A 24,139-nucleotide genomic window follows, 5' to 3' on the forward strand; every position below is an offset into this window, starting at 1 on the left:
CGCACCGGGCGCACCGTCACGTACGGGCGCCCGGTTGCCGTGTACGGGGAGTCGCCCCCTACAACCGCCGGGACCCCACGGGCACTCAGTCCCGCACGAGATGGTCGAACTCCCCGTCCTTGATGCCGAGCAGCATCGCCCGGACCTCGGCCGGCGTGTAGACGAGCGCGGGACCGTCCGGGAAGCGGGAGTTGCGTACGGCGATGTCACCCCCGGGCAGCTTGGCGAACTCCACGCAGGAGCCCTGGGAGTTGCTGTGCCTGCTCTTCTGCCATGCCACATCACGGAGATCTGTGGCGGCCATGCCGTTGTATGCGTGGAGCACAGGGGTCTCCCGGTGATAAATGGTGTCAACTGCCCGGGAGCATAGCCGCGTTCTCATGCGGATGCATGCGCAGATGCACGTGCACGACAGCCGGTGCAGAGGCGGTCACAGCTCGTCGAGCACCCGGGCCGGCCGCCCTCTCGCGGCCGGCTTCCGCTCGTCGCCCCTGCTCAGGTGCGCCCTGCACCTGGTACGGATCACGGGACCGAAGCCCTCACGGCCTTGGGAGAGACGTGCACCACGCCCTGTGGGTTCCAGAGGGGCGGGCCGGCCGACGCGCGGACGCCCAGGGGGCGCCCCGCCCCGTACACGCCAGAGGTCCCCTGCGCGCAATCCGCAGGGGACCTCCCGCCCGTCACCGGACGGCACCCGTCACCAGGAGGCGGTCGTCACCGTGACGCGTACGGGAGCAGCGCCATCTCCCGGGCGTTCTTGATCGCCCGGGAGAGCTGCCGCTGTTGCTGCGCGCTGACGCGGGTGACCCGGCGGCTGCGGATCTTGCCGCGGTCGGAGAGGAACTTCCGCAGCAGATCGGTGTCCTTGTAGTCGATGTAGGTGATGCCCGCGGCGTCCAGCGGGTTGGGGCGGGGCGTGGAGGTCCGGCGCGGGTCGTGCCGACGGGGCATGAGAGCTTCCTTGTACGGGGTGCGGGGGCGTGGTGGTGCGTACGGGGTGCGGGGGTGTACTGACGTGGACGAGCCTGGGGGGACCGGCTCCGTGCGGGCGGGCGGGCATGCGGGCGGACGGGCTGACGGCCGCGGCCGGCTCACGAAACAGGGTCGAGGAGGGCGTCGAAGGCGGACGGCAGGCTCTTCCAGGCCGACCGGCCGCCCGCGTACTCGGCGTCGGTGAGCAGGCAGGACTCCAGGAGGGACGCAAGGCCCTCACGGTCCAGGCCGGGCGAGGTGAAGACCAGATGCTGGGCGCGGTCACCGTGCTCGGGGTGCCAGTCCAGCGCGGCGGCGGCCCGGCGCATCGGTGGCACCATCTCCCAGGCGGCGTCCGGCAGTGCGGCCAGCCAGGGCCCGGCGTTCTCCACACACAGCGCTCCCCCGGCCGCGTCCCACGACAGCAGGGTGTCGGGGCGGTCGGCCAGCCAGAACCTGCCCCGGCTGCGCGCGGCCGCACAGGCCAGGTCCTCCAGCGCGCCGTAGAGCCGCTCGGGGTGGAAGGGCCGGGTGTGCTGCCACACGAGAGTGCCGACCCCCTCCGCTTCGGCCTCCTGCGGCAGCAGCGCGCAGGCCGGGTGCTGGCGCGCCGCGGCCGCCGCCACATCGAAACCGGCCCTCGCGACGCCGGCCAACTCCCCCGATTCGACGGGGACCTGGTGTGCCATCGGATGCAGCTGGGCGAGCAGGGCGAGGTCGGCCGGGTCCGCCGCTTCCTCCCCCGTGGCGAGCGCCAGCACCGGCGCGTACTCCAGCTGACGCGCCCAGGTGTCGGCGACCGTGCGCTGGTCGGAGGCCGCGGCGGCGAGACCGGCCTCGGCGAGGTCGTCACCGCAGCCGAGGTAGGGCAGCACCAGCGCCGGGTCGACGGCGGTGATCACCCCCGTCAGCGCGAAGTTCTCGCTCCCGCACGCGGTGACCACCTCGGCCATCGCCTTGGGCTCGACCGAGTCCCACAGCTCGACGATCGCCAGCCGGCAGGTGCGCCCGGCGGCCAGCCGCTCCAGCTCGGGCACCAGGTCCTCGCGGAGCGCACAGCAGGCGCAGTCGTTGACCAGCGGTGCGTCACCGGTGTCGAGCGTGCCGCCCGCGTCACGGACGGTGCGCCGCACGGTGCCTTCGGCGGCCGAGGCGAGGTCGTGGTGGAGGGCGACGCTGCCGGGGACGGAGCGCAGCAGCCGTTCGACGGCGGCCTGCCGCGCCTGTGCATGCAGGCCGCCCACCAGCACGACGTGAAGCGGCTCCATCAGCGGGCCCCGCGGGTGCCGTAGCGGCGCTCGAACCGCTCGACGCGGCCCGCGGTGTCCATCACCCGGGCGTTGCCCATGTAGAAGGGGTGGCTCGCCGAGGAGATCTCGACGTCGATGACGGGATAGGTGCGGCCGTCCTCCCACTCGATTGTCTTCTCGCTGGTGGCGGTCATTGGGGTCTCCCCTGGTCGAGCGGAGCCGAGAGCTCGGGGAAGCGTCAGAAAGGCGACGTCAGCGGCCCGGTCGCGGAAGACGACCGGCCCGTAGGCGGGGTGGATTCCAGGCTTCACGGTGCTCAGCGCTCCTCTCGGAAGGCCACGTGGCGGCCGGCCACCGGGTCGTACTTGCGCAGTTCCAGGCGGTCGGGGTCGTTACGGCGGTTCTTGCGGGTCACGTAGGTGTAGCCGGTGCCGGCGGTGGACCGGAGCTTGACGACCGGGCGTAGTTCGTTGCGGGCCATGGGGTTAGTATACGGAAATGGTTTCCATTTTCAATAGCCTCTCACCAGGGGCCCCGGCCGAAGGGACCGCACCATGTCCGCCCACTGCCAGCTGACCGGCCGCACGCCGGGCTTCGGCAACTCCGTCTCCCATTCGCACCGGCGCACCCCGCGCCGCTTCGACCCCAACATCCAGCGCAAGCGCTACTGGCTGGAGAGCGAGGGCCGGCACATCCGGCTCACGCTGAGCGCCAAGGGCATCAAGACCGTGGACACGATCGGGATCGAGGCGGCCGTCGCCCGGATCCGCGCACGAGGGGAGAAGGTCTGATGGCCAAGCAGAGCAAGATCGCCAAGAACGAGAAGCGCCGTATCACCGTCGCCCGCTACGCGGCCCGGCGCGCGGTCCTCAAGGCCGTCATCCGCAGCCCGCACACCCCCGAGGAGGAGCGCACCGCCGCCCGGCGCGAGCTCTCCCGCCAGCCGCGGGACGCCAGCGCCACCCGGGTGCGCAACCGCGACAGCGTCGACGGGCGCCCGCGCGGCTACCTCCGCGCCTTCGGCCTGTCCCGCGTAAGGCTGCGCGAGCAGGCGCACGCGGGCTACCTGCCGGGGGTCCGCAAGGCGAGCTGGTAGCCGCGCCGCCGGCCGTCCGGCCCCGGGGGCGACCCCTGGACCGGACGGCCGGACCGTTGGGGTAATACTGGACAGAACGTCCGCCGCCCCTCCCGACGAAAGCGAGCGCGCGCATGCTCCGCAACGCCTTCGAACCCTGGCACCTGATCCTGATCATCGCGGTACTCGTGCTGCTCTTCGGCTCGAAGAAGCTGCCCGACATGGCGCGCGGCCTGGGCCGCTCGATGCGCATCCTCAAGGCCGAGGCCAAGACGCTCAAGGCCGACGAGCCGGACGCGACGCCCCGCCCGGACGCCACCCCCCGCCCGGAGGCCACCCCCCGCCCGGAGGCCGCCGCCCGCCACTGAGGCCGGGCCGCGGCCGCTCCATCGTCTCCGGCCGCTCAGTGATCGCCGCCCTCGTCGATCAGCCGCCGCACCTCGCGGTCGATCAGCCCGAGCCGGGCCTCGGCGACCAGCGGCACCGCCCGGCGCTGCCGCCGCGCCTCGGCGAGATCGATCTCCACGGTGACCAGCGAGGTCTCCCACTTGGGCGCCTGCGCCACCACCGCGCCCCGTGGGTCCACCACCCGCGAGCCGCCCCAGAACGCCGCGCCGTGCTCATTGCCCACCCGGTTCACGAAGACCACCCAGCACTGCAGCATCTTCGCCGTATAGGACAGCAGGGTGTCCCAGTAGAGCCCGGTGTCCATCGCCTCCGGATCCAGGCTCGCCGCACTGTTCGTCGGGATGAACAGCACCTCGGCACCGTCCTGCACCGCCAGCCACGGCAGGGTCGGCTGCCAGGCGTCATTGCACACCAGCGTCGCGCCCCGGCCCCCGCTCTTGTCCCGCTTCAGCTCGTACGCACGCAGTGACTGCCCCGGACTGACGTGCTTGCGCTCCTCCCAGGCCAGGTAGTTGGGGAGGTACAGCTTGCGGTGGGCATGCAGCAGTTCACCGGCCGCGTAGTGGGCCGCGGTGTTGTAGGCCCGCAGACTGGTGTGCTCGTGGAAGCCGACCAGCGCATCGGGGCCGAGGGTGCTCAGCTCCAGCAGCCTCGGATCGCTCGCCGCGAGCGACTCATCGCGCTCCAGCGCGCCCAAGTGGTAGCCGTGCAGGCTCAGTTCGGGAAAGACGACAAGATCCGCACCCTGCGCCGCCGCCTGCTCGATCTGCTCACGGGCGACATCGAGGTTCTCCGCCACCCCGCCCAGCACACAGTCCGTCTGCGCCAGCGCAACGAGCATGGCCCCACCTCATCGACCCATCGCCTTTGCGGCTTTCACCCCAATTTTGCCAGAGGGTGCAGCGCGCGGCACGGCTCCGCGGCGCTTCCGGTTCCGCCCTGCTCCACACACCCGGAGAACGGGTCCCCACCAATGAGCGAAAGAACGATCCTGCCCGTGCCGGACACGGCCTTCGCGCGTTGATCCGCACGATCCGTCGTACGACCCGCCGGGCCGCTTCCAGCCGCAGCGCCGCCCTGGGCGGCGTGGCACGACGGCCCGCGGTCGAGTCGTCCGGCGATGCCGACGGCCGGCTCGACCGGGCGGGCCCGGCCGAGCGGCCCGCCGGACCCGCTCGGCCGGCCGTCCCGCCCGCCGCATCCAGGGCACAGGCCGCCGCGGACGGAGCCGGGCTCATCGGCGTCGCGTACCGGCCCTGCGCAGCAGCAGCACCCCGCCCACCAGCAGCCCGCCGCCCGCACCGGCCACCATGCCCAGCTCGCCGGGCCCGGTGGCGGCCAGCAGCGCGGAGCCCTCCGACGCCCCGTCCCGCGCCGACGCTCCCGCCCGCTCCTCCTGCGCGGGCCGCGGGGCGGGCCCGGGGGCGGGCTCCATCGGCGCCGCGGCAGGGTGCTCGGCCCGCTCCGGGGCCGGTCGCCGCTCCGGCTCCGTGCGGTGCTCCGGCTCCGGGGTCGTCCACCGCACCCCCGGGGCCTGCCCGGCCCCCGGTGGCCGCTGGGCCAGGGGAGTCCGCTGCACCGGCGGCCGGCGAAAGGCCGCCGCGGGCGGCGCACCGTTACCGCACGCGTTGCCCATGGCGGGATTGAGCGCCGCGCCGCCGTCCACCGAGTTGCCACATACATTGACCGGGGCGTCCACGGTCACCTGGATGTTGTTCCCGGACAGCACCCCGGGAGAGTTCGCCGTGCCGCCCCCGGCGCCGGCATCCGCGTACGCCACGCCACCGCCCGCGCCGAGCACACCCGACGCCGCCGCTGCCACGACCGCCCACGTCTTCAGGCTCTGTCCCATCTCTTGTCCCTCCTTGGCAGTCAGTGCGTACGGCCCGCCGCCCGCACCGCTCGCACGACCGGGCGGCCGGCAGCACATACGCGGCGCCGGCCGCCCGGGGGCACAAGCGGTGGAACGGCCGAGGCCGTCGGCCGTCAGCGGTTGCCGACACCGTTCCCGGACAGGACCGGGATGTTGTCGAGGATGTGCGACAGCGGCTCGTCGCCCTTGGCCTGCGTCGAGTTCTCCGTGCACTGCTGGTTCTGCGGGTTGGACAGCAGGTTGAGGTCAGAGACATGAGCCACGTGCGCGAGGTGCACGGGCACCTTGTTGATAGCGAGGCAGGGCTTGTTCAGCGAGCCCTGGACGAGGCCGAGCTGGGGGCTCAGACTGCCGCGCGTGGTGGAGTTACCGAAAACCGACTGCGCGCCGTTTCCGTTGACCGTCCTGGTGCCCTCTTGGTCGCCGATCGCCATGGCCTGTGGAGCGGCCGCAGCGGAAATTCCGACCAGCGACGCCGCCACAGCCACGCCCGCGAACATCTTCTTCATCACGAAACCCTTCAGGAGAAGGAACTCCCGAAACGGGAGCCCTGTTTGAACAACCCGCCATACCGGATTGAGTTCTGCACCATCACCCGAATAGCTGGCACCAGGCCCTCCGGGAAGGCGTCACCCGTCATCGCTGCCACCGCGGGTGCATCAATTCGGATACAGCCACGGCCGACTTATCGCGCCGGAGCATCAATTGACTTTGCGTGCCGCAGGCCTGCGCTACCGGTGGGCGGCCCACATGCCCCGCTCTCTTTCGGACAGCGTGCCAATGCCCTGGCAGCCCCATCAAACTCGCCAGGGCATTGGCACGCCTCCCTCCACACATCATTCCTAACGATCCGGCGCAGCGGAGTTCAGTCACAGGGGAATAACATTTCCGCCCCGGTGCCGGACAGCAGAAACCCGGGGCGCCCGGAAGAAGGAGGACCGGGCGGCCCGGGTGCTGTTCGCCAGGGTCAGTGGTTGTGGGCGCCGTTGCCCGAGAGGATCGGGATGTTGTCCAAGATGTGCGACAGCGCCTCGTCCCCCTTGGCCTGGGTGGAGTTTTCGGTGCACTGCTGGTTCTGCGGCGACGACAGAACGTTGATGTCACTGAGGTGGCCCAGGCCGACGCCATGAACGGGCAGCTTGCCCACAGCGAGGCAGGGCTTGTTCAGCGAGCCCTGGATCAGGCCGATCTGCGGACTCATGTAGCCGTACGTGGTGGAGTTGCCGAAGTACTCCCGCGCACCGTTGCCATTGACGGAAGACGTTCCGTGCTGGTTACCGATCGCCATCGCCGCGGGGGCCGCCGCTGCGGCTACACCGACGATGGAGGCAGCCGCTGCCGCGGTCGCCAAAACCTTCTTGATCATTTTGGTCCTTCGTGTTTCGGGATGCCCTTGGGCCGGGCAATCTGCCCAACTCACAGGGATGATTTTGGTTGCCCTCATTCACTCAAATGAGCTGGCCGGTCTGATCCGTCTTTCCGATCGGGAGCACGACCGGAAGGCGGAGCGGGAATAACCGGGATGCGGCGGAGTTCCGGTTCCCATCAATTCCATCGTCGAGTGTCGCGGAATATCGATACCGTGCCGAACTCACCGGCGCGACGGGGGAACAGTGAAGTCCACACCTGCGTCACCGCGCCCGGGGCGGTCGGGTTTCGCCGTCCGTCCGCCGCCGGCGCGCCCGGTACTTACGTGAGAGGAAGGCCACCGAGCAGCGGGGTCTTCTTGGTCGCCCCGGTAACGCCACGGAGCACCTTCTTCGGGTTGGTCGACCCGATCTTGCCCTGCGCGGTCTTGACCGTGCTGACCAGCGGCATGAGCTGGTGGCCGTCCAGCTGCTTGCTGCTCAGCGCATCGTTCAGTCCGCCGTTGAGGCTCATGGTCGGAGCTCCGGGCTGAGCGGCGAATGCGGGCGCGGCCGCACCCAGCGCCATGACGGAACCGGCAACAACCGCGGCAGACTTTGCGTACTTCACTTCAACTGTCCCTTCTCGGGCGGTGCTTGACGGTCCGGCGGCAGCAACGCCACATGAGCAATCATTTCGCTACTCGGGTGACCGATTTCAGCGTGACTAACGAGTGCCTGCGTCCTGAGAAACCCTGGAGTTCCACTCTTCTCGGACGAGCCGCCCGAAATTGCGGGCGTTATACGTCCACCCACACAAAGCCAATGGCGACCGGCCCCGGTACGCTGGAGACCGCGCACCGGGGCCAGGTCACATCGACAGGCTCGATTTCCTTCGAGTCAGGCGTTCACGCAGGTGTTGCCGAACGCCGGGTTCAGCAGCGCAACGATGTTGACGGTGTTGCCGCAGAGGTTGATCGGGATATGCACCGGGACCTGGATGGCGTTGCCGGAGAGCACACCGGGCGAGTTCTTGGCGCCACCCGCAACCCCTGCGTCGGCGAAGGCCGGCGACGCCGCACCCACCGCCATGATCGTACCGGCAGTGATCGCTGCGACCTTTGCGTACTTCACTTTCAGCCCTTCCTTGCAGCGGGTCCGTAGCGACCACGACCGTCGTGTCCCGCACGGGCGCTGTTCTGCTCGCCCGTAACACCGCTGCGACATTGGTAACGATTTCCCCTCGTGCACGAAACTCTTGCCGGGAGGTTTTCGGAGGAATCGCCCGAACGATGCAACACCGCTTCAGGAGATTGTCACCGCGCATACGACGCGGAAAAAACACCGGAGTTCGAACAGGCGAGGTACCCGCCGAATACGAATTCCTACCGAAAGGGGGATCGAGGAATTCCGTCCCTACGGTTCATAACGGGGTGCACAGGCTCCGGACCGCTCTGGAAGCGAGAGCCGGCGGTCCAGGCCTGCGACCGATGGGCCGGCTCAGTGGTTGCCGACACCGTTCCCGGACAGGACCGGAATGCTGTCGAGGATGTGCGACAGCGGCTCGTCGCCCTTGGCCTGCGTCGAGTTCTCCGTGCACTGCTGGTTCTGCGGGTTGGACAGCAGGTGAACCTCGGAGACGTGGAACGCCCACAGGATGTGAGCGGGCACCTTGTTGATGGCGAGGCACGGCTTGTTCAGCGAGCCCTGGACGAGCTCCAGCTGCGGGCTCATCTTGCCCACGGTGGTGGAGTTACCGAAGGCGCTCTTGGCGCCGTTGCCGTTGACCGTCGACGTGCCGTTGTGGTTGCCGATCGCCATCGCCTGGGGGGCGACCGTTGCCGAGATGCCGACGACGGACGCGGCTACAGCCGTCGTGGCCAGGACCTTCTTGATCACGATTTACCCTTCTCGAAGCGGAGTGCCCGTTTCCGGAGCGCACTGGTCAACTCGCTTCTGGGGGTGCGGTTTCGCCGTTTCACCCGAATGCCACGAAACCATAGATACATATCACTGCACCCGGGCCAAGTTCGCCTTCCGGATGCCGTTTTGGCATTTCAAAGGCCGGTACGAAGAATTCGTACCGGCCTTTGCCGGCGGGCGGCCGGCCCACTGGATTCCGTCCTCAAATGCCACGGAGAGAACCTGAGTTGCCGCAGGTGTTGCCGCACGCCGGATTCGGCCGGGCGGCGACATGAGGGGCGGTGTGCACACCGCACGGTGCGCGAAACGCCAACCTGCCGCAGAGCGCGTCCGGTTGGGGTCGGCGCCGTGGGCAAGGGTGCCAGGAGGTGACCGTCGCCGGCATAAGAGGTGCCGGGGTCGTGTCGTCTGCGCTGGTCAGGGCGAATGTCAGACCCTGGTGGAAGACTCTGAGGCATGAGATGGGCGGTGGTGGAGACGGGCGACGGGGGTGCTCGTCTCTGCCCGCTCGGCCGGGACGGGCGGCCCGCCGGACCGGTGTTGCGGGAGCCCTCGCTCGCCGAGGCCGTGCGTACCCGGCCCGAGGTCGAGCGGTGGGTGTGGCGGTCCACCGCGGAGATCTACCGGCGGCTGTCGGCGGCGGGGGTGCGGGTCGAGCGCTGCTATGACGTGGAGGCCGCCGAGGCGCTGCTGATCGGCCATGAGGAGGGCCAGTCGGGCCAGCCGCATTCGCCGGCCGCCGCCTGGGCGCGGCTCCACGGCCTGCCCGTCCCGCAGGATGCCCCGGTCCGTTCGGCTCAGGCCCAGCCGTCCCTGTTCGAGCCGGGCCCGGTGCCGCTGCCGCCCGGCACGGACGAGCTCACGGCGCTGCTGGAGGTCTACGCCGGCCACCTGACGCGTACGGAGAGGGCGGAACACCCGGACCGGATGCGGCTACTGCTCGCCGCCGAATCCGCGGGCATGCTGGTCGCCACGGAAATGGGGCGGGCCGGGGTGCCCTGGCGCGCCGATGTGCACCGCAAGCTGCTCGACGAGCTGCTGGGAGAGCGCTATCCGGGCGGAGGGGAGCCGCGCCGGATGGCGGAGCTGGCCGACGAGGTGTCCCGGGCCTTCGGGGCGGGCCGGCGGGTGCGCCCGGATCTGCCCAACGACATCATCAAGGCCTTTGCCGGTGCCGGGATTTCCCTCACCTCGACCCGTAAATGGGAGCTGCAGCAGATCGATCACCCCGCGGTGGCACCGCTGCTGGAGTACAAGACGCTCTACCGCCTCTACACCGCCCACGGGTGGGCATGGCTCCAGCAGTGGGTGCACGACGGCCGCTTCCGCCCCGAGTATCTGCCCGGTGGCACGGTCTCCGGTCGCTGGACCACCAACGGCGGTGGTGCGCTGCAGATCCCCAAGGTGATCCGGCAGGCCGTACGCGCCGACCCGGGGTGGCGCCTGGTGGTCGCCGACGCCGCCCAGATGGAACCCCGCGTACTGGCGGCCGTCTCCCGCGACCGGGGCCTGATGGAGCTGGCCGGCCGCGGCGAGGATCTGTACGCGGATCTGGCCGCCCGCGCGTTCGGGGGCGACCGCGACCGGGCCAAGCTCGGCCTGCTGGGCGCCATTTACGGCCAGACGTCCGGCGACGCCCTCAAGCACATGGCCGATCTGCGCCGCCGCTATCCGGCCGCGGTGGCGTATGTGGACGAGGCGGCGCGCGCGGGCGAGGAAGGACGGCTGGTGCGCACCTGGATGGGCCGTACCTGCCCGCCGGCTTCCGTGGCACCACCCGACGAGGCGGGCCTGCCCCAGGAGGAGGAACCGTCCCCGGCATACGGCAGCGGCTCGGCGGCCGCCCGCGCGCGCGGCCGGTTCACCCGCAATTTCGTCGTCCAGGGCAGCGCTGCCGACTGGGCCCTGCTGCTACTGGCCGCGCTGCGCCGCTCGTTGTCTGAGGGCGGGCTCCGCGCCGAACTGGTCTTCTTCCAGCATGACGAGGTGATCGTGCACTGCCCCGCGGCGGAGGCGGCGACGGTCGCCGAGGCGATCACGGCGGCCGCGGCGACTGCCGGGCGGATCGCGTTCGGGGAGACCCCCGTCCGCTTCCCGTTCACCACGGCGGTGGTGGAGTGTTATGCGGAGGCGAAGTGAGCGGCACGGTCGGGCGGCGGGCACGGCGGGGCCGGTGCAGCGGGGCCGTCGTGCAGCGGGCCGGAGCAGGCTGTGGCTGTGCGCGTGCAGGCTGTGAGTGTTCACGTACAGCTGGCCGGCGGGCGCGGGCGCGTGCGGGCGGAGATCGTGAGCAGAAGCTGTGGCATGTCCGTTCTGAACGAGGAGCACTCCGTATGAGCGTCCAGCCCGAGACGAATGACCGGACCGTGATGCGGGTGCACCCCGAACTCGTGGCGGCCTTTGAGGCGTTGCCGCGGAACTCCGATCCGTATGAGGACATCGAGGCCGCGCGCGCCGGATTCCACGAGCTGCTGGCCGCCTTCCCGGCGGACCGTACGGGCGTGTGCAGTGAGCGGTTCGACATCCCGCGAAGGGGCGGCGGCGCACCTACGGACGGCGGCACGCCGACCGATGGCGGCACGCTGACGGTCGAGGTCTACCGTCCGGAGGGGGCGGTGGGCGCCGATCCGGGGGCCTGTCCGGAGGGCGACTCGGGCGCCGAGCCGGGAGTGGGCAAGCACGGTGATGCCGCCGCCGAGGAGACCGGGAGCGCCGGGAGTACCGGTAGCGCCGGGAACGTGCTGCCCGCCGTACTGCACTTCCACGGGGGCGGGTTCGCCCTCGGCCGGGCGCTGCCGGGGCAGGACCGGGTGGCCATCGAGCTCTGCCGTGAACTGCCCGCCGTCATCATCACCGTCGAATACCGCCTCGCCCCGGAGCACCGTTATCCGGCCGCGGTGGAGGACTGCTATCTCGCGCTGGAATGGGTGGCCGGGCGGGCCGCCGAGCTGGGCATCGATCCCGCGCGGATCGCTGTGGCCGGCAAGTCGGCGGGCGGTGGACTCAGCGCCGCGGTCGCCCTGATGGCCCGCGACCGCGGCGGGCCGGAGCTCGCCTGTCAGTCGCTGTGCGTCCCCGACCTGGATGACCGGGTCGGGGCGGACCCGGCGGCCGACGGGGCGGCCGACGCGGAGGGAGCCCCGGACGCACGGGTGCTCACCGGGCGCGGCGTCCAGTCGTCGTGGCAGCACTACCTTCCGGAAGGGACGACGGAGGCGGAGGCGTATGCCGCGCCCGCTCGCGCCACCGAGCTGGCGGGGCTGCCACCGGCCCATGTCCTGGTCTGCGATCTCGATCCGATGCGCGAGGCGGGGCTGGCCTACGCCCGGCGCCTGATGGACGCCGGGGTGCCGGTCACGGTCCGCAATGTGCCCGGCGCCTGGCACGGCTTCGAGCTGTACGCGCCGGACACCCGGGTGGCGAAGGAGATGACGGCCCACTGGACGGGGCAGTTGCGGGCGGCGCTCCATCCGGTGTCCCCGGCGGTGGTGTGAGGCCGCTCAGTCCGTCCCTCCCGGCGGGCCGGGAGTGTCCTCCCCCGCCGGTGCCGCGGCGGCTTCGGCGTCCTGTCCGTTGCCCCCGTGCCCGCCGCCCGGGGCCTCGACGGTGGAGATCAGACCACGGGTGATCCGTACGCTGCGGGGGAACATGGCCTGCTCGTACTCGGTGAGTGCGGCCTCGATGTCGTCGGGGCGGGTGGCGAGGGCCTTGCCGAGTTCGGCGCCGTCGTACATGGCCAGGTTGGCGCCGTCGCCGTTCGGGGGCGCGAGGTGGGCGGCGTCGCCGAGCAGGGTGACCCCCGGCACCCGGTCCCACCGGTGCCCGGTCGGCAGAGCGTACTGGGGGCGCAGGACCGGCGCTGTGTCGCCGTCGGTGATGAGCGTGGTGAGTTCCGGTGCCCAGCCGTCGAACTCGCGCGCGATCCGGGCGGTGGCCGCGGCGGCATCGGTGAAGTCGATGGCGGCGAACCAGTCCTGTGGCCTGGTCAGCGCCACGTAGGTGTGCAGGGTGTCGCCGTTCTCCCGGTGAGCGAAGATCTCCTTGCCCGGAGAGGGCGCGATCAGCAACCCGCCACCGACCGCTTTCGCGGCGGCTGGGTGGCGGGTGTCGGCGTGGAACAGGTACGTCTCGACGACCGACGTGCCGGCGTACTCGGGTGTGGCGGTGGTGAGCAGTGGCCGTATCCGTGACCAGGCGCCGTCCGCGCCGACCAGCAGGCGGGTGACGACGGTGCCGCCGTCGGCGAACGTCACCTCGTGGCGGCCGCCGCCGAGGGCGCGGGTGCCGCTGGCCTTGTGCCCCCATCGGACGGTGCCGGCCGGGAGTGAGTCGAGCAAGATCTGTCGTAAGTCGCCGCGTTGCACCTCGGGGCGTCCGCCCATGCCGTCGTCGACCTTGTGGAGCAGGACGGTCCCGTCCGGGTCGAGGACCCGCGTCGCCTGGCGGCCCTCCAGGACGATGGCGTGGAACTCGTCCATCAGGCCGGCCGCCTTGAGGGCGATCTGTCCGTTGTAGTCGTGGATGTCGAGCATCCCGCCCTGCGTGCGCACCGTCGGGGAGGACTCCGCCTCGTAGACCGTGACCGGGATTCCGTGGACGTGCAGGACGCGGGCAAGAGTGAGTCCGCCGAGTCCGGCGCCGATGATCGTGACGGGCATGTGCATGGTGACTCCTGGGGATCGGGGCCGCCCAGTGAGCTCCGGCCGGCCGTCTCTGGAACGGTGCCGGACCTCGCCGACAAGCCACCGACCTCGAACCGGCAGCCGCCGATGGATGACCGACACCGCGCATCAGTCCCGACACCCACCCGGCATGGGGTTCCGCTCGGCATCCGGGTCGACCGTGCTCATGCTCTCGTTCTCGCATCGCTCCCCGAGCGACGAAGCCCGGCCTGCACGGAGGGACAACGAACGGCCCGACGGGCACGGTGGCCGGCCGACATGATCCAGGAGGCGTGAGCGAGGGGTGCCTCCCGTTCTCGCGTACATCGGATATGCGCGCGAGCGTGCGACTCCCCATCTCGTGTCGAAACGACGTCGCAACTCGCGTACACAGCCATGGACCCCGATGCCGGCCGAAACCGACCCCGGTGGAAGCGGTCAAGGAGCACGCGGCGAAGCCCTTCCACCACGAGGCGGCGTTTCTGCGCTGCCGTCCCTATGGCGTCCAGGGCACACTGGACGGCCATGAGCCGATGGCAGTGGCCACGAAAGCGGCGCGGACCCCCTAGCCAGGCGGGCCCCGGCCGAGGGCCAGGTGAACGGCGTGGGCGGGATGAGCGGTGAAGGGCTACCCGGACGGAACGGAACGCGCTTCAATTCCCGGGAGTGCGCAACACGTTGGCGGCCAAGCCCATGGGCCGCGAATCCCATTGACCGCGAGACACAGTGCTCGCGGGACGCCCTCACTGCGAGGCACATTGACCGCGAGACACGTTGACGGCGGAGGGGAGCCGGTGAGGATGAGTGACGAGAGCAGGACGGACGCGGGGGTGGGAATGAGTGCCGGGAGTGGTGACGACGGTGCCGGCGCGGGCGCGCGCGGCGGCGAGCTGGAGCGCATCAATCCACCGCATCTCGCGCCGCCGACCGGATTCAGCCATGCCGTGCGCGCCGCCCCGGGAACCATGGTCTTCCTCGCCGGGCAGACCGCTCTCGACGGTTCGGGCCGGATCGTCGGGGACGGCATCGTCGAGCAGTTCGAGCGGGCGCTGACGAACCTCCTGGACGTCGCGGCGGCCTCCGGCGCCCGCCCGTCCGACCTCGCCAAGCTCACCGTCTTCGCCGTCGATGTCGCCGACTACCGCCGCCATGCCCGTGACCTCGGCGCGGTGTGGAAGCGCCTGGCCGGCAGCGACTACCCGGCAATGGCCGTGATCGGCGCCACCCGTCTGTGGGACGAGACGGCCCTGGTCGAGATCGAAGGCATCGCCGTCGTCCGCTGACCGCACGACGCCGGCGCCCGGCCACTGCGCCACCGTGGCACCCCCCAGGGCGCCGGCGCACCAGGGGCCGCCCGGCCACTGCGACTCCCCCACGCACGAGGGGCGCCCGCCCCGCCGGTCTCCCGGCGGAACGAGCGCCCCTCGCGCTGTTCACGGACGTACGCTTCGGTCGCCCACCCGCTGACACCTCACCGAGCACAGAGCACGATCACTCAGTTCCGGCCGCGGGCCATCCCCACCGGGTCCTTCTTGAAGGCCCAGGTCATCTTGGGCTCCATGGCGAAGCGGAAGATCCGCTGCACAGGTGGTGTGCACAGCAGCGTGATGACGGTGCCCGCGATGAGCGTCAGCAGTACCGCGCCCCACGGGGTCTGCATCCAGTCCGCGTCGTACCAGTTCCAAAAGCGCGACCCCTTGGCGAGGAAGCCGTGCAGCAGATAGCCGTAGAGCGTGCCCGCGCCCAGCGCCGTGCACCACATCGTGCGCCCCGGAATCCAGGCGAAGAAGCAGGCCACCAGAACGAGTGAGCAGCCGAACATCGCCAGCGTCATCACCGCACCGCTCCACCACGGGGCGGCCAGCTCCTGCGCGGCGTCGCGGTGGTAGAACCACGCGGCGTTCATCCGCGGCGCCGCCCAGTACGCGAAGACCAGCGCGGCCGCGAAGACCGGTACGGCCAGGATCCGCGCCTTCCTGCGGCGTACGAGCTTGAAGTGCTCCGGCCGCAGCGACAGCCCGATCACGAAGAACGGCAGGAACTGCAGCACCCGCTGAAGGTCCAGGTCGTCGCCGATGTCCGGCGAGAGGGAGGCGAGCACGGCAATGGACAGGGCCAGCGGGACCGGCCAGCGCACGATCTTCCACAGCGGAGTGGTCAGCCGCCAGATGAACAGGGCGGCCAGGAACCACGTCAGATACCAGGGATCCATCAGGCTGATCGGATAACCCGGATCGTCATCCGCCCACCTCTTGAAGAGCGTGTAGGCGACTTCGAAGAGGATGTAGGGAACCGCGACACCGGTAATCAGCCGCTGCAGCCGGTCCTTGCGCATATCGAAACTGCGCGAGAAATAGCCGGAGATGATGATGAAGGCCGGCATATGGAAGGCGTAGACGGTGATGTAGAGCGCGGCCGCCGTCCGGCTGCCGTCGCGCAGCGGTTCCCAGGAGTGGCCCATCGCCACGAGCACGATGGCCAGGTACTTCGCATTGTCGAAGAACGCGTCGCGCGGCTTCGCCTTGGCGTCGCCCGCCTCGGCCTTCCCGTCGCGGCCCGTGCCCCGGCGCTTGGCATGACTGCCGGGTCCGGCCTGCGAAGTACCGGCAGTGGAAGCGGATTGACGGTCCGTCGCCGAACCGGGGGCGGTCGTCGCCGCCGGCCCGGATGCGGTCGCCCTCGCGGCCGCCGTCACCGGTGCCATCGTTGCCGTCGCAGCGCCGGCCGCGGCCGCGCCCGCCGGACTCAGCTCGTCATGCGGCATCTGCCGAGGCGGGGGAAGCGGCACCCGCCGTTCGCCGTACGCCGGAAAATTGTCTTTCAAGGAGCCTCCCGGAAGGATCCCAGAGGAGGAGCTGGACGCTGGCCCGCACCGGGCCGCAAATCGGAACCCAAAAGCCAAATCCTGCGTCTTAGTTCTTTTACGGGGAGTGTGGCGGCGTCGAACATCTCAGGCACCTTAGCCTCGCGGCGGGAATCACGTAAATCCCCGCCTCCAGCGGCCACACGCGCCGCATCCGCCCTCCACAGGTCCTTCACGCGGCACGGGCGGCAGCGCGGCCCGGACCATCATCCGGCGCACCGCGAGACCGGGGCCGAGATCCGGACAATGTCGCCCCCATCCCCGCCCCTTGCCCATTATTCAATAACACCTTCGGCACCTCGGGCTCTCACCGACCGGGCGCTGGTGTTCTTCGCCACGTCCCACACATAGACCTGCAGCCGGCGGCCGTGCGGGCCGCGCAGCCGGTGCACGGCCGCCAGCCATCGTGAACTGAGCGCGGACGCACGGGGGTTGATCTGATCGGCGAACCGCGCATAGCGGGCCAGTTCGTCCACCGCGGGCGCCCCGAGAATCCCCGTACGGATCTCGGGCACCGCCTCGTGCACGGCCTTGACGCACGATGCGGAGAAGCTCTGGACGACCAGCCGGCTCCGGACATGGGCCCGGTCCAGCCACCCCCGTGCCCGCAGTTCGCGGATGACCTGCGCCTCGATTCCGGGATACTTCTCCGGGGCCTTGATCTCCAGCAAAAGGCGCTGCCCGTTGTGGTCCAGGCGGCGTAGATAGCCGGCGAGCGTCGGCACCCGCTCCCCGGTGAACCGCCTGCCGAACCAGCTGCCGGCGTCCAGCCGCGCGAGCTCGGCGGCCGTGAAGTCCCCCACCCGCCACGGCGCCCGTCCGGGAAACACCTTCGCGGCGTCGGTCGTCCGCCGCAGGGTCGCGTCGTGCATCACCACCAGGCGGCCGTCCTTGGTGCGCTGCACATCGTTCTCGACCCATATGAGCCCGCGGTGGTGTGCGGCGTCGACGGCGGCGAGGGTGTTCTCGGGGGCGTAGCGGGAAGCGCCGCGGTGGGCGATCACCAGGGTTGCCGCGGTACCGGGGCCGGCCCGTGTCCCGCTGCTCACGGCGACATCCGCGAACTCCTGCGGACCGGAGGCCATCGCGGACGACGTCACCGCGGCCGCCACCAGGTAGGCGACCCCGGCGGCGGGTATCCGCAGCGATCTCCGATGCATGCGGGAGCCTCCTGGTCCGCTCACCCGCGGACGGCCCGTCCGCGTCAGGTACGCCCCCTGAGGCCCTTCCTTCCGTCCAGGAATGCGGCTGCCTCCCCAACATGCCCGCATCCCCCGTCACCCGCCACGCGAGCAGCCCTGCGACGGCGGTGCACCACCCGCCCCGCTGGTCGCCTTTTCCCAGGCCAGCAGGGTCGGACGGGGCGGTGGAGCAGGTGAGCCGCGGCTTCCGGACCGCCCGCCATCCGTGCGTACGCCGTCGCCGAAGCGCCGTGGGTGCGGTGCGCGGTGTTCCCGCACCGGGCCGCATCCGGGACGGTGGCCGGGCGCATGACGAGGCCCCCGCGGACGTGTGGTGGTCCACGGGGGCCGGGTCGGGCAGTCAGCCCGGTCAGGCGGAGCCGGTCAGGGCCGGGGGATCACAGGGGGGTCCCCCGGCGGGGGATCAGGTGAGCCGCCACTCGTGGTCGTCGGCCGGGTAGCAGTTCGCGACGCCGAGCCGGGCGGCTCGGCCACCGGTGCCGAACTCCTTGCCCCAGACGTCCAGGCACATGTTGTTGCTGGTGTAGTTGCGCAGCCAGAACTTCCCGTTGCCCCGGTCCTCCTTCCACCAGAGCTGGTTGTCCCCCAGGGTGCCGTCGCAGGTGTACTCGGAGACCGCCGTCGCCCCGGGCACGGCGCCGTAACCGGGCAGGTCCATGCACAGCCCGTCCGTGCTGTTGCGGACCACGAACAGGTCACCGCCGCCGGGGGCCTTGCCCTTGAGCTTCACATCGATGTCCCACATCTCGTTGTCCGTGGTCCTGGGGTCGATGCAGGTGAACTGGTCCACCTCCCCGTTGATTTTGCCCTTCCCTCCGTAGCCCGGAATGTCGGCGCACATTCCGGTCATGACGTTCCGCAGTTGCAGCTGCTTCGTGCCGAGGACAGCGGGGCCGGGCCCCCCGAACAACCCGATCTTGCCCGCCGGCGAGGCGGGCTTGCCCTTCTCCCCGCCCTTCTTGCCCTTTCCGGGGGCGGGCGCCCCGGACTGGCCTTTGCCGTCCGGACCGGACGGGGAGCCCTCCGCCTTCTCCCCGCCCTTCGTGTTCTTACTGCCCTTATCGCCCTTCGGCGGGGTCAAGGGCGACTTGCCCGTATACGAGCCGGGCGCCCGCAGACCGTCGCCCTTCGGAACGGTGATCTCCGCGGCAGCCTCAGCCGTCTTGTCCTTTTTGTCGTCATCCCCCATCGTGAGGGCCAGCAGCGGCACGGCAATCAAGAGCGCGCCCGCGATGGCCGCGGCGGCGCGCAGCGCCTTGGTGGGCCGGCCCGAGGGGGGTTCCTCGCCCCCGCCCGTCCCGGTGGACGCCTCCGGCGGCTTGCCGCCGGCCGCGGCCGCCGTGCCACCGGCGGCACCCGCGCCACGCCCTCCGCCGTGCTCCGACGAGAAGGACGCCGTGGCGGCCGTCGATCCGGTGGCCGACGCGGACGAGCCCGCCAGGGCCTTGGGTGCGGCGGGCGTCGTCGGAGCCTTCGCTTCGGACGTGCCCTCCTCGCCGCCCGACGCCGCCTCGGATCCCGCTTCCGGGGCCGGGGCGGAGCTCGGCCCGGACGACGCGGCGGACTCGGACTCGGACTCGGCAGGCTCGGACGCCGCGGAGCCGGCGGACGCGGTGGGCCCGGACGCCGCAGTTCCGAACGACTTGGGCGGCTTCGGCGCCGTGAACCCGGCCGACGCGGTCGGCCCGGACGCCGCGGACCCGGCCGGGCCCTTCGCGCGGGCCGACGAGGCCGGTTCGAAGGAGGCCGGCGGAGTGGGCGGCGCGGACGGTCCGTCCGGCGCCGGCGTGCTCGACGGGCCGCTCACGTCACCGGTCTTGTCCGGCGGCGCGTCCGGCTCGGGTTGGCCTGCGGAGCCGGGCAGCGGCACGGCGCGGCGCACCGCTGGTCCCCTCAGGCCCGTTGGTTCCTTGTTGGGCATCGTGACTCCGTTTCGGTTCGCGGGTCGGTCAGCGGGCGGCGCCGGACGCGGTACCGACCGCGTCCCCGCGCCGCCCCAATGGCCCCTCGCACAACTCCGGCCAGCGAAACAGCCCCGGTGCGAGAGGGTGACGGCGCAGGGCCTGGTCCAGCCTGTCCAGCGCCGCACGGTCGTGGTCGTCGAGTTCGGTGCTCTGCGGCACCGCTGAGGTGGTCGCGGTGGCGGGGGTGGCGGGCACCTCGCGCAGCAGCACCAGCGGGGCGCCGTCGCTCTCGCGCACGTCGAGCACCCGCAGCAGCGAGCCCGGCGCGAAGACGACCTCGTCGCGGCCGGCGGCGCCCGGCCCGCCCGCCAGCTCGCGTACCCGGCGTCCGGTCGCCGACCAGATCGCGTACTGCGGACCGCCCGGCCGCGGCGCGCCCACCCCGGCCGGCAGCGCGCTCACCGGGGCCGCCTCGCGCAGCAGGTTCCCCGGCGCGAGGGCGGCGTCCGCCGCGTCGGTGCCCCGGAAGGCGAGCCCGCGGTACGAGGGGAGCCGGCGCAGGGCGGAGGCCACGCACGCGGCGTAGGGCAGCAGCCGCGGCTCGCCCGCCCGCAGGCTCCGGGCCAACTCGCCGTGAGTCAGCGGGCCTTCGGTGGCATGCAGATACATGTGCAGTGCGATCAGGTCGTCGCGGGCATCCTCCTGCTCCGGCCCGCGCAGCGCGGGCATCCTGGTGAGCGCCCGCATGACGGCGGAACTGTGCCGCTCCCACCTGTCCTCCGCCAGCCCGCGGAACGAGGTGCGCTCCGCCGGGCTACTGACGTACCCCGGCAGGAACGGGACCGGCGGCAGCGGGTCGGCAGCCACGGCGGCGGGCCGCCGCGCTCCGGACGGGTCGACCGCGCGCGGTGCCGTAGGTGCCGCCGGCGAATCGGGGGCCGTAGGTGCCGCCGGCGTCTCGGGTGCCGTAGGTGCCTCGGGCTTTGTGGGGGTCGCGGGTGGTGTGGGTGGTGTGGGTGCCCCGGGCATGGTGGGCGCCGTCGATGCCGTGGGCGCCATAGGCCGCGTCGGTGCCGTGGGCGGCGTGGGCGCCTCCCGGGCAGGCGGCTCGCCCGGCCGTTCACCGGATAACGGCGTGACCGGGTCCGGCATGACCCCGCGCTCCGGCGACGAGGTGCGGTCCGGAGCGGCCCCGGTGGATCCCGGGCCTCGGGGACCGGGACCTGGAACGCTCCGCGAAGGCGGCTGTGCACGGGACCAGTTCGACGGTCCGGCGCCGAGCGTTCGCGCGGAGGGCTCCGGTGCGCGCTCGGGCTCCGGCGAAGGGCCGGGAGCCGCCGCGGGCCCGGAGGGCTCGGTGCTCCGGGGGGCGGGGGGCTCCGGGTGCGGGGCGGGACCGTCCGGGCGGGGGCCGGCGCGTCGCGGCTCGGGGGCCGGGTCCGGGGCCCCCGTCAAGGCCCGGGAGATCGAGGCGGGTTCGGGTACCGGAGGCTCGGGGTCCGCCGGGGGCCGGGGGCGGCTCGGAGCGGAAGGGCGTCCGGAGCGCTCGGCCGAGCCGACGGCAGCCGCCTCCGGTGCGGGAGCACCGGCGGGCGCCGAGGCGGCGGGGCGGGCGGTCGAGGCCGATGTCGTCGGCAGCGTGGGCGGGGGACCCGGCAGGGGCGGCGACTCCGGCTTCCCGGCCGGGTTCGCCGGGTTCGCCGGGTTCGCCGGGAGCGCGGGCGGGGCGGGCAGAGCAGCCGGCGCGGGCGGGGCGGACGGGGCGGGCAGGACAGCCGGGGCGGCCTGCGCGTGGGGGGAGGCTGCCTGCGGCGGGGCGAGGGCGCTGCCGAAGCGGATGGCGCGCAGGCCGTGTTCGGCGGCGATACGGCGCAGTTCACGTCCGCCGTCCACGCTCGTACCGTGCACGAACAGCCGTGCCCTGCTGCGGACGTCGACGCCGAGGCTGCTCAAGAGCGTGCCGAGCGCGGGGAACAGCGACGCCTCAAGGGACTGGCCGGGCCGGCCCACCTCGATTGCCGGGCCCTCCGCGTCCGCCGGCCGGGCCGCCGCCGGGGGACGCCCCTCCGCGGCATCGGTGATCCACAGGCCCGCCCGGGTCACGCCGGCCTGCCACCCTTCGGAGAGGGAGACGACGCCGTGTTCGGACAGCTCCCGGCCCGCGGTGCCGTGGATCTCGGGGAGCCGGCCCCAGCGCAGCAGCCGGGGGGCCTGTGCCGGTGCGTTCTCCCCGGCCGGCAGGCACATCACCGCGTCCACGAACGCCTGCCAGCGGGGCGCGCCGTCGGCGCCGACGAGTACCGAGCGGACCGTCCCGGGGTGGGTGGGCGTGCCGTGGGACAGCAGCGGCATACCGGTGTACACCACGACCTGGGTCCCCAACGCGTCGGAAACCCATTGACCGGTACGCAAAATGTCACGGGGGCTGCCCGGGGCGAGCCGGACCTGCTTCCGCACGGCCTCCGGCAGGGCGCTGAGCACCTCCACGAGGTCGCCCGCCGAGACGTCCTCGCCCTCCGGGACGCCCACCAGCACGGTGGGCCCCCCAGGGTCGGCGGGTACGGAGTAGCACAGATCGCCGAGGCGGGGCGGGGCGGCGTCCCGGGAACGGGTCAGCACTCCGGCGGGGATCTGCTCGATCACACAGCCGCCCGCGACCTGGTCGGGCAGCTGGTCGACGGCCGGCTGCCAGCCGGGGGCAGGCTGCCGGGGGCCGATCCGCTGCGGCTCCGCCCCCGGCCGGAAACGCCACCAGCTGCCGCGTTCCGGCACACCCACGCCGACCGTGGCACCGGGCTCGGCCTGCCGGACCGGCACGAACAGCCCGCCGCCGGGCACCACGAGGGCGAGCCCGTCGGGGGCGATGACCTCCAGCTCCCAGGCGTCGGCGATCCGGCGGGCCAGCGCGGGCGCGCCGGGCCGGTCGTCCCCGGCGGCGGTCATGACGAGCCGGACCGTGCGGATGCCGTCTTCCCGCAGCTCGTCGAGCAGCCCGCCGAGACGGGGCCACAGGTCGGCGGACTGCGGCGCGTCGACCCCGGCCACCACCGTGACGGTGTGCGCGTCGGCGGCGAGGGCACGGGCCAGGTCGAGGACATCGGAGTTGCTGAGCGTGTCATCGGAGGGCGTACGCAGCAGCCTGATGCCGTCGTACTCCTCGATGAGCAACCGTTTCGGACGCCCCTCGTCGGCGCCCTCGTCCCCGGGACGGTGCCCGCCTGCCGCCGCCGGCGCGGCCGGGGCAGGCCGGCCTCCCCTTTTGCCGAACCACCGCGCCCGGCCGCTGTCGGAACGGCTCACGCCTCTTCTCCTCGGTCGGGAGCCGACCCGGACGGGTCGGCCGGGGTCGCACGGCAACTCGGGGTCTGGCACATACCGTTGTCACCTGATGGAGTCGACATGTCCTGATTCCGTGGTTCTAGCGGTGGAGAGAGTCATGGTGCGGCGGTGGAACCAAGGGGCCGGTGCAGTTCCCTGACGTTTCGGTGAAGCGGCGGCAACGCAGCCGACGTTCAGGGAGGTTCAGGGAAACTCCGCCCTGATATGTGGGATGCGCGTACAGCCCGAAAAGTTCACCTCTGCACGGAGAATCTCGCGCCCCGGGGCCGACGACGTTCCCGCCGCCGGCCCCGAAGCGGTCTCAACGCCCGTTCTCCGCACCGGCGTCGGGGTCGGTCCCGTCACCCGGATCCGGGGCGGACGCCTGCTCCGGCTCCGGCAGGAGAAGGTCCTCCACGCGGCTGCTCCCGTCAGCCTGGGCAGCGCGGGACCGGCCGCGCTTGACCGCGCCCTTGACCACGCCGTTCGCCGAGTCGTTCGCTTCCGGCTCGTTCGCCTCCTGGCCGGACGCCTCTTGGCCGGACGCCTCCGACCAAGAGGCGTCATCGGTGCTCATCGTCGGCGGCCAGACGGACCCGGCGGCGGAGCCGGACTGTGCCCCGTCCCCCTCGGGCGCCTCTTCGGCCGCCTTCATGACGTCCGCCAGGCCGTCGGTGGTCATCACCATGCTGACCGGACCCGAGCTGTTGATGCACAGGCTGTGCCCCTCGGGGATCCGCTCCAGGAACTCCGGCACCCGCGTCGTCTCGAAGGCCAGCCGGCCGGCCAGGTGCAGGTACTTCGGGGAGCTGTAGACCAGGACCACCGGGGTACTGTCGGGCGCCGCCGCGCGCACCGGGTCGCCGTCCGCCGTCACCAGTACCGCCACTTCGGCCTTGGCCAGGGCCTTGGTGACATCGTCGGCGGGGCCGTAACCGGTGGTGGCGAGCTGGATGGCGGCGTCCACGTCGTCGGCGGGCTCCGGCCAGCCCATCGCCGACGGAGAGGGCCGGTAGTCCTCGTTGTCCTGCCATTCGACGATCTCGCCCTCGGCGTCGGAGCGCCACTGGCCCACCACGGCCCACTCCGGCGGCGGGCCCTCGTCGGACCAGGTCGGGTCGATCAAGTACAGCCAGTGGTCGGGCGCGAGCTTGGCCGCCTCGATGAACTCCTCGGGCGGGGCGGGGTCCACCGTCGTGGTGGCGGTGCCGCCGTCCGGTGCCGCCTCCGCGGGGTCGATGGCGGCACGGGCCTCGCCGCTGGTCTCACTCATCTTGTCCTCACTTACTGGTTTTCCCGGTCGTACTGTTCAAATATCGTCACGTTCCCGCTGTTTCCGGTCTC

At 71.9% G+C, this 24,139-nt stretch carries 25 protein-coding genes; 7 read left to right on the forward strand and 18 right to left on the reverse strand.

The genetic code is table 11. The features are described from left to right. Positions 1-85: 85 nt before the first annotated feature. From OHS81_RS15715 to rpmG, 5 genes are all read right to left on the reverse strand, one after another. Positions 86-325: a DUF397 domain-containing protein gene (locus OHS81_RS15715; RefSeq protein WP_086718280.1), complete on the reverse strand. Its 240-nt coding sequence runs from the start codon at positions 323-325 to the stop codon at positions 86-88. Positions 326-714: 389 nt separating this feature from the next. Further along, on the reverse strand, positions 715-951 hold the full coding sequence (rpsR, locus tag OHS81_RS15720; RefSeq protein ID WP_328385387.1) for a 30S ribosomal protein S18: 237 nt from the start codon (positions 949-951) through the stop codon (positions 715-717). 140 nt (positions 952-1,091) lie between these two features. After that, complete coding sequence (locus OHS81_RS15725) at positions 1,092-2,240, reverse strand: CobW family GTP-binding protein (RefSeq protein ID WP_328385388.1); 1,149 nt, start codon at positions 2,238-2,240, stop codon at positions 1,092-1,094. Then, positions 2,240-2,533, reverse strand: coding sequence for a type B 50S ribosomal protein L31 (locus OHS81_RS15730; protein WP_328385389.1), 294 nt, complete (start codon positions 2,531-2,533; stop codon positions 2,240-2,242). Before OHS81_RS15730 ends, OHS81_RS15725 begins: the two co-directional genes overlap by 1 nt. Positions 2,534-2,538: 5 nt before the next feature. Beyond that, on the reverse strand, positions 2,539-2,703 hold the full coding sequence (rpmG, locus tag OHS81_RS15735; protein ID WP_006604069.1) for a 50S ribosomal protein L33: 165 nt from the start codon (positions 2,701-2,703) through the stop codon (positions 2,539-2,541). Positions 2,704-2,776: 73 nt separating this feature from the next. Here rpmG and rpmB point away from each other — a divergent pair, with 73 nt between their 5' ends. The 3 genes from rpmB to tatA all read left to right on the forward strand — a co-directional run bounded on the left by rpmB (position 2,777) and on the right by tatA (position 3,665). Further along, positions 2,777-3,013: a 50S ribosomal protein L28 gene (gene rpmB, locus OHS81_RS15740; protein WP_328385390.1), complete on the forward strand. Its 237-nt coding sequence runs from the start codon at positions 2,777-2,779 to the stop codon at positions 3,011-3,013. Continuing rightward, positions 3,013-3,318, forward strand: a complete 306-nt coding sequence (gene rpsN / locus OHS81_RS15745; protein ID WP_328385391.1) for a 30S ribosomal protein S14 — start codon at positions 3,013-3,015, stop codon at positions 3,316-3,318. The genes rpmB and rpsN overlap by 1 nt, the downstream gene beginning before the upstream one ends. Positions 3,319-3,431: 113 nt before the next feature. Next, positions 3,432-3,665: a Sec-independent protein translocase subunit TatA gene (gene tatA, locus OHS81_RS15750; protein ID WP_328385392.1), complete on the forward strand. Its 234-nt coding sequence runs from the start codon at positions 3,432-3,434 to the stop codon at positions 3,663-3,665. Positions 3,666-3,700: 35 nt separating this feature from the next. Here tatA and OHS81_RS15755 read toward each other — a convergent pair whose 3' ends face one another. The 7 genes from OHS81_RS15755 to OHS81_RS15785 form a co-directional block, all read right to left on the reverse strand. After that, complete coding sequence (locus OHS81_RS15755) at positions 3,701-4,546, reverse strand: nitrilase-related carbon-nitrogen hydrolase (protein WP_328385393.1); 846 nt, start codon at positions 4,544-4,546, stop codon at positions 3,701-3,703. Between the two features lie 393 nt (positions 4,547-4,939). Then, positions 4,940-5,557: a chaplin gene (locus OHS81_RS15760; RefSeq protein ID WP_328385394.1), complete on the reverse strand. Its 618-nt coding sequence runs from the start codon at positions 5,555-5,557 to the stop codon at positions 4,940-4,942. A 134-nt stretch (positions 5,558-5,691) separates the two neighbouring features. After that, positions 5,692-6,087, reverse strand: coding sequence for a rodlin (locus OHS81_RS15765; RefSeq protein ID WP_328385395.1), 396 nt, complete (start codon positions 6,085-6,087; stop codon positions 5,692-5,694). 458 nt (positions 6,088-6,545) lie between these two features. Then, a complete protein-coding gene (locus OHS81_RS15770) occupies positions 6,546-6,944 on the reverse strand; it encodes a rodlin (protein WP_328385396.1) in 399 nt (132 codons plus the stop codon). 323 nt (positions 6,945-7,267) lie between these two features. Next, positions 7,268-7,555, reverse strand: coding sequence for a hypothetical protein (locus OHS81_RS15775; protein WP_328385397.1), 288 nt, complete (start codon positions 7,553-7,555; stop codon positions 7,268-7,270). 269 nt (positions 7,556-7,824) lie between these two features. Then, positions 7,825-8,058 carry a chaplin gene (locus OHS81_RS15780; RefSeq protein WP_328385398.1) on the reverse strand — a complete coding sequence of 78 codons (234 nt, stop codon included), beginning with the start codon at positions 8,056-8,058 and terminating at the stop codon, positions 7,825-7,827. A 366-nt stretch (positions 8,059-8,424) separates the two neighbouring features. Beyond that, positions 8,425-8,823 (reverse strand): rodlin, encoded by a 399-nt coding sequence (locus OHS81_RS15785; RefSeq protein ID WP_328385399.1) that lies wholly within the window; start codon positions 8,821-8,823, stop codon positions 8,425-8,427. Positions 8,824-9,303: 480 nt separating this feature from the next. Here OHS81_RS15785 and OHS81_RS15790 point away from each other — a divergent pair, with 480 nt between their 5' ends. Further along, complete coding sequence (locus OHS81_RS15790; protein ID WP_328385400.1) at positions 9,304-10,986, forward strand: bifunctional 3'-5' exonuclease/DNA polymerase; 1,683 nt, start codon at positions 9,304-9,306, stop codon at positions 10,984-10,986. Between the two features lie 194 nt (positions 10,987-11,180). Beyond that, positions 11,181-12,341 (forward strand): alpha/beta hydrolase, encoded by a 1,161-nt coding sequence (locus OHS81_RS15795; protein WP_328385401.1) that lies wholly within the window; start codon positions 11,181-11,183, stop codon positions 12,339-12,341. A 6-nt stretch (positions 12,342-12,347) separates the two neighbouring features. Here OHS81_RS15795 and OHS81_RS15800 read toward each other — a convergent pair whose 3' ends face one another. After that, on the reverse strand, positions 12,348-13,511 hold the full coding sequence (locus OHS81_RS15800; RefSeq protein WP_328385402.1) for an FAD-dependent oxidoreductase: 1,164 nt from the start codon (positions 13,509-13,511) through the stop codon (positions 12,348-12,350). A 425-nt stretch (positions 13,512-13,936) separates the two neighbouring features. Here OHS81_RS15800 and OHS81_RS15805 point away from each other — a divergent pair, with 425 nt between their 5' ends. Continuing rightward, on the forward strand, positions 13,937-14,077 hold the full coding sequence (locus OHS81_RS15805) for a hypothetical protein (protein WP_328385403.1): 141 nt from the start codon (positions 13,937-13,939) through the stop codon (positions 14,075-14,077). Between the two features lie 267 nt (positions 14,078-14,344). Next, a complete protein-coding gene (locus OHS81_RS15810; RefSeq protein WP_328391191.1) occupies positions 14,345-14,791 on the forward strand; it encodes a RidA family protein in 447 nt (148 codons plus the stop codon). A gap of 212 nt (positions 14,792-15,003) precedes the next feature. Here OHS81_RS15810 and OHS81_RS15815 read toward each other — a convergent pair whose 3' ends face one another. The 5 genes from OHS81_RS15815 to OHS81_RS15835 all read right to left on the reverse strand — a co-directional run bounded on the left by OHS81_RS15815 (position 15,004) and on the right by OHS81_RS15835 (position 24,068). Then, a complete protein-coding gene (locus OHS81_RS15815; RefSeq protein ID WP_328385404.1) occupies positions 15,004-16,272 on the reverse strand; it encodes an acyltransferase family protein in 1,269 nt (422 codons plus the stop codon). Between the two features lie 374 nt (positions 16,273-16,646). Further along, on the reverse strand, positions 16,647-17,531 hold the full coding sequence (locus tag OHS81_RS15820) for a glycerophosphodiester phosphodiesterase (protein ID WP_328385405.1): 885 nt from the start codon (positions 17,529-17,531) through the stop codon (positions 16,647-16,649). 445 nt (positions 17,532-17,976) lie between these two features. After that, positions 17,977-19,494, reverse strand: coding sequence for an RICIN domain-containing protein (locus OHS81_RS15825; RefSeq protein ID WP_328385406.1), 1,518 nt, complete (start codon positions 19,492-19,494; stop codon positions 17,977-17,979). A gap of 28 nt (positions 19,495-19,522) precedes the next feature. Beyond that, on the reverse strand, positions 19,523-22,777 hold the full coding sequence (locus OHS81_RS15830) for a hypothetical protein (protein ID WP_328385407.1): 3,255 nt from the start codon (positions 22,775-22,777) through the stop codon (positions 19,523-19,525). A gap of 340 nt (positions 22,778-23,117) precedes the next feature. Beyond that, positions 23,118-24,068 (reverse strand): type VII secretion system-associated protein, encoded by a 951-nt coding sequence (locus OHS81_RS15835; protein ID WP_443058711.1) that lies wholly within the window; start codon positions 24,066-24,068, stop codon positions 23,118-23,120. Between the last annotated feature and the right edge of the window lie 71 nt (positions 24,069-24,139).

Source organism: Streptomyces sp. NBC_00400 (assembly GCF_036048035.1).
GTDB lineage: Bacteria > Actinomycetota > Actinomycetes > Streptomycetales > Streptomycetaceae > Streptomyces.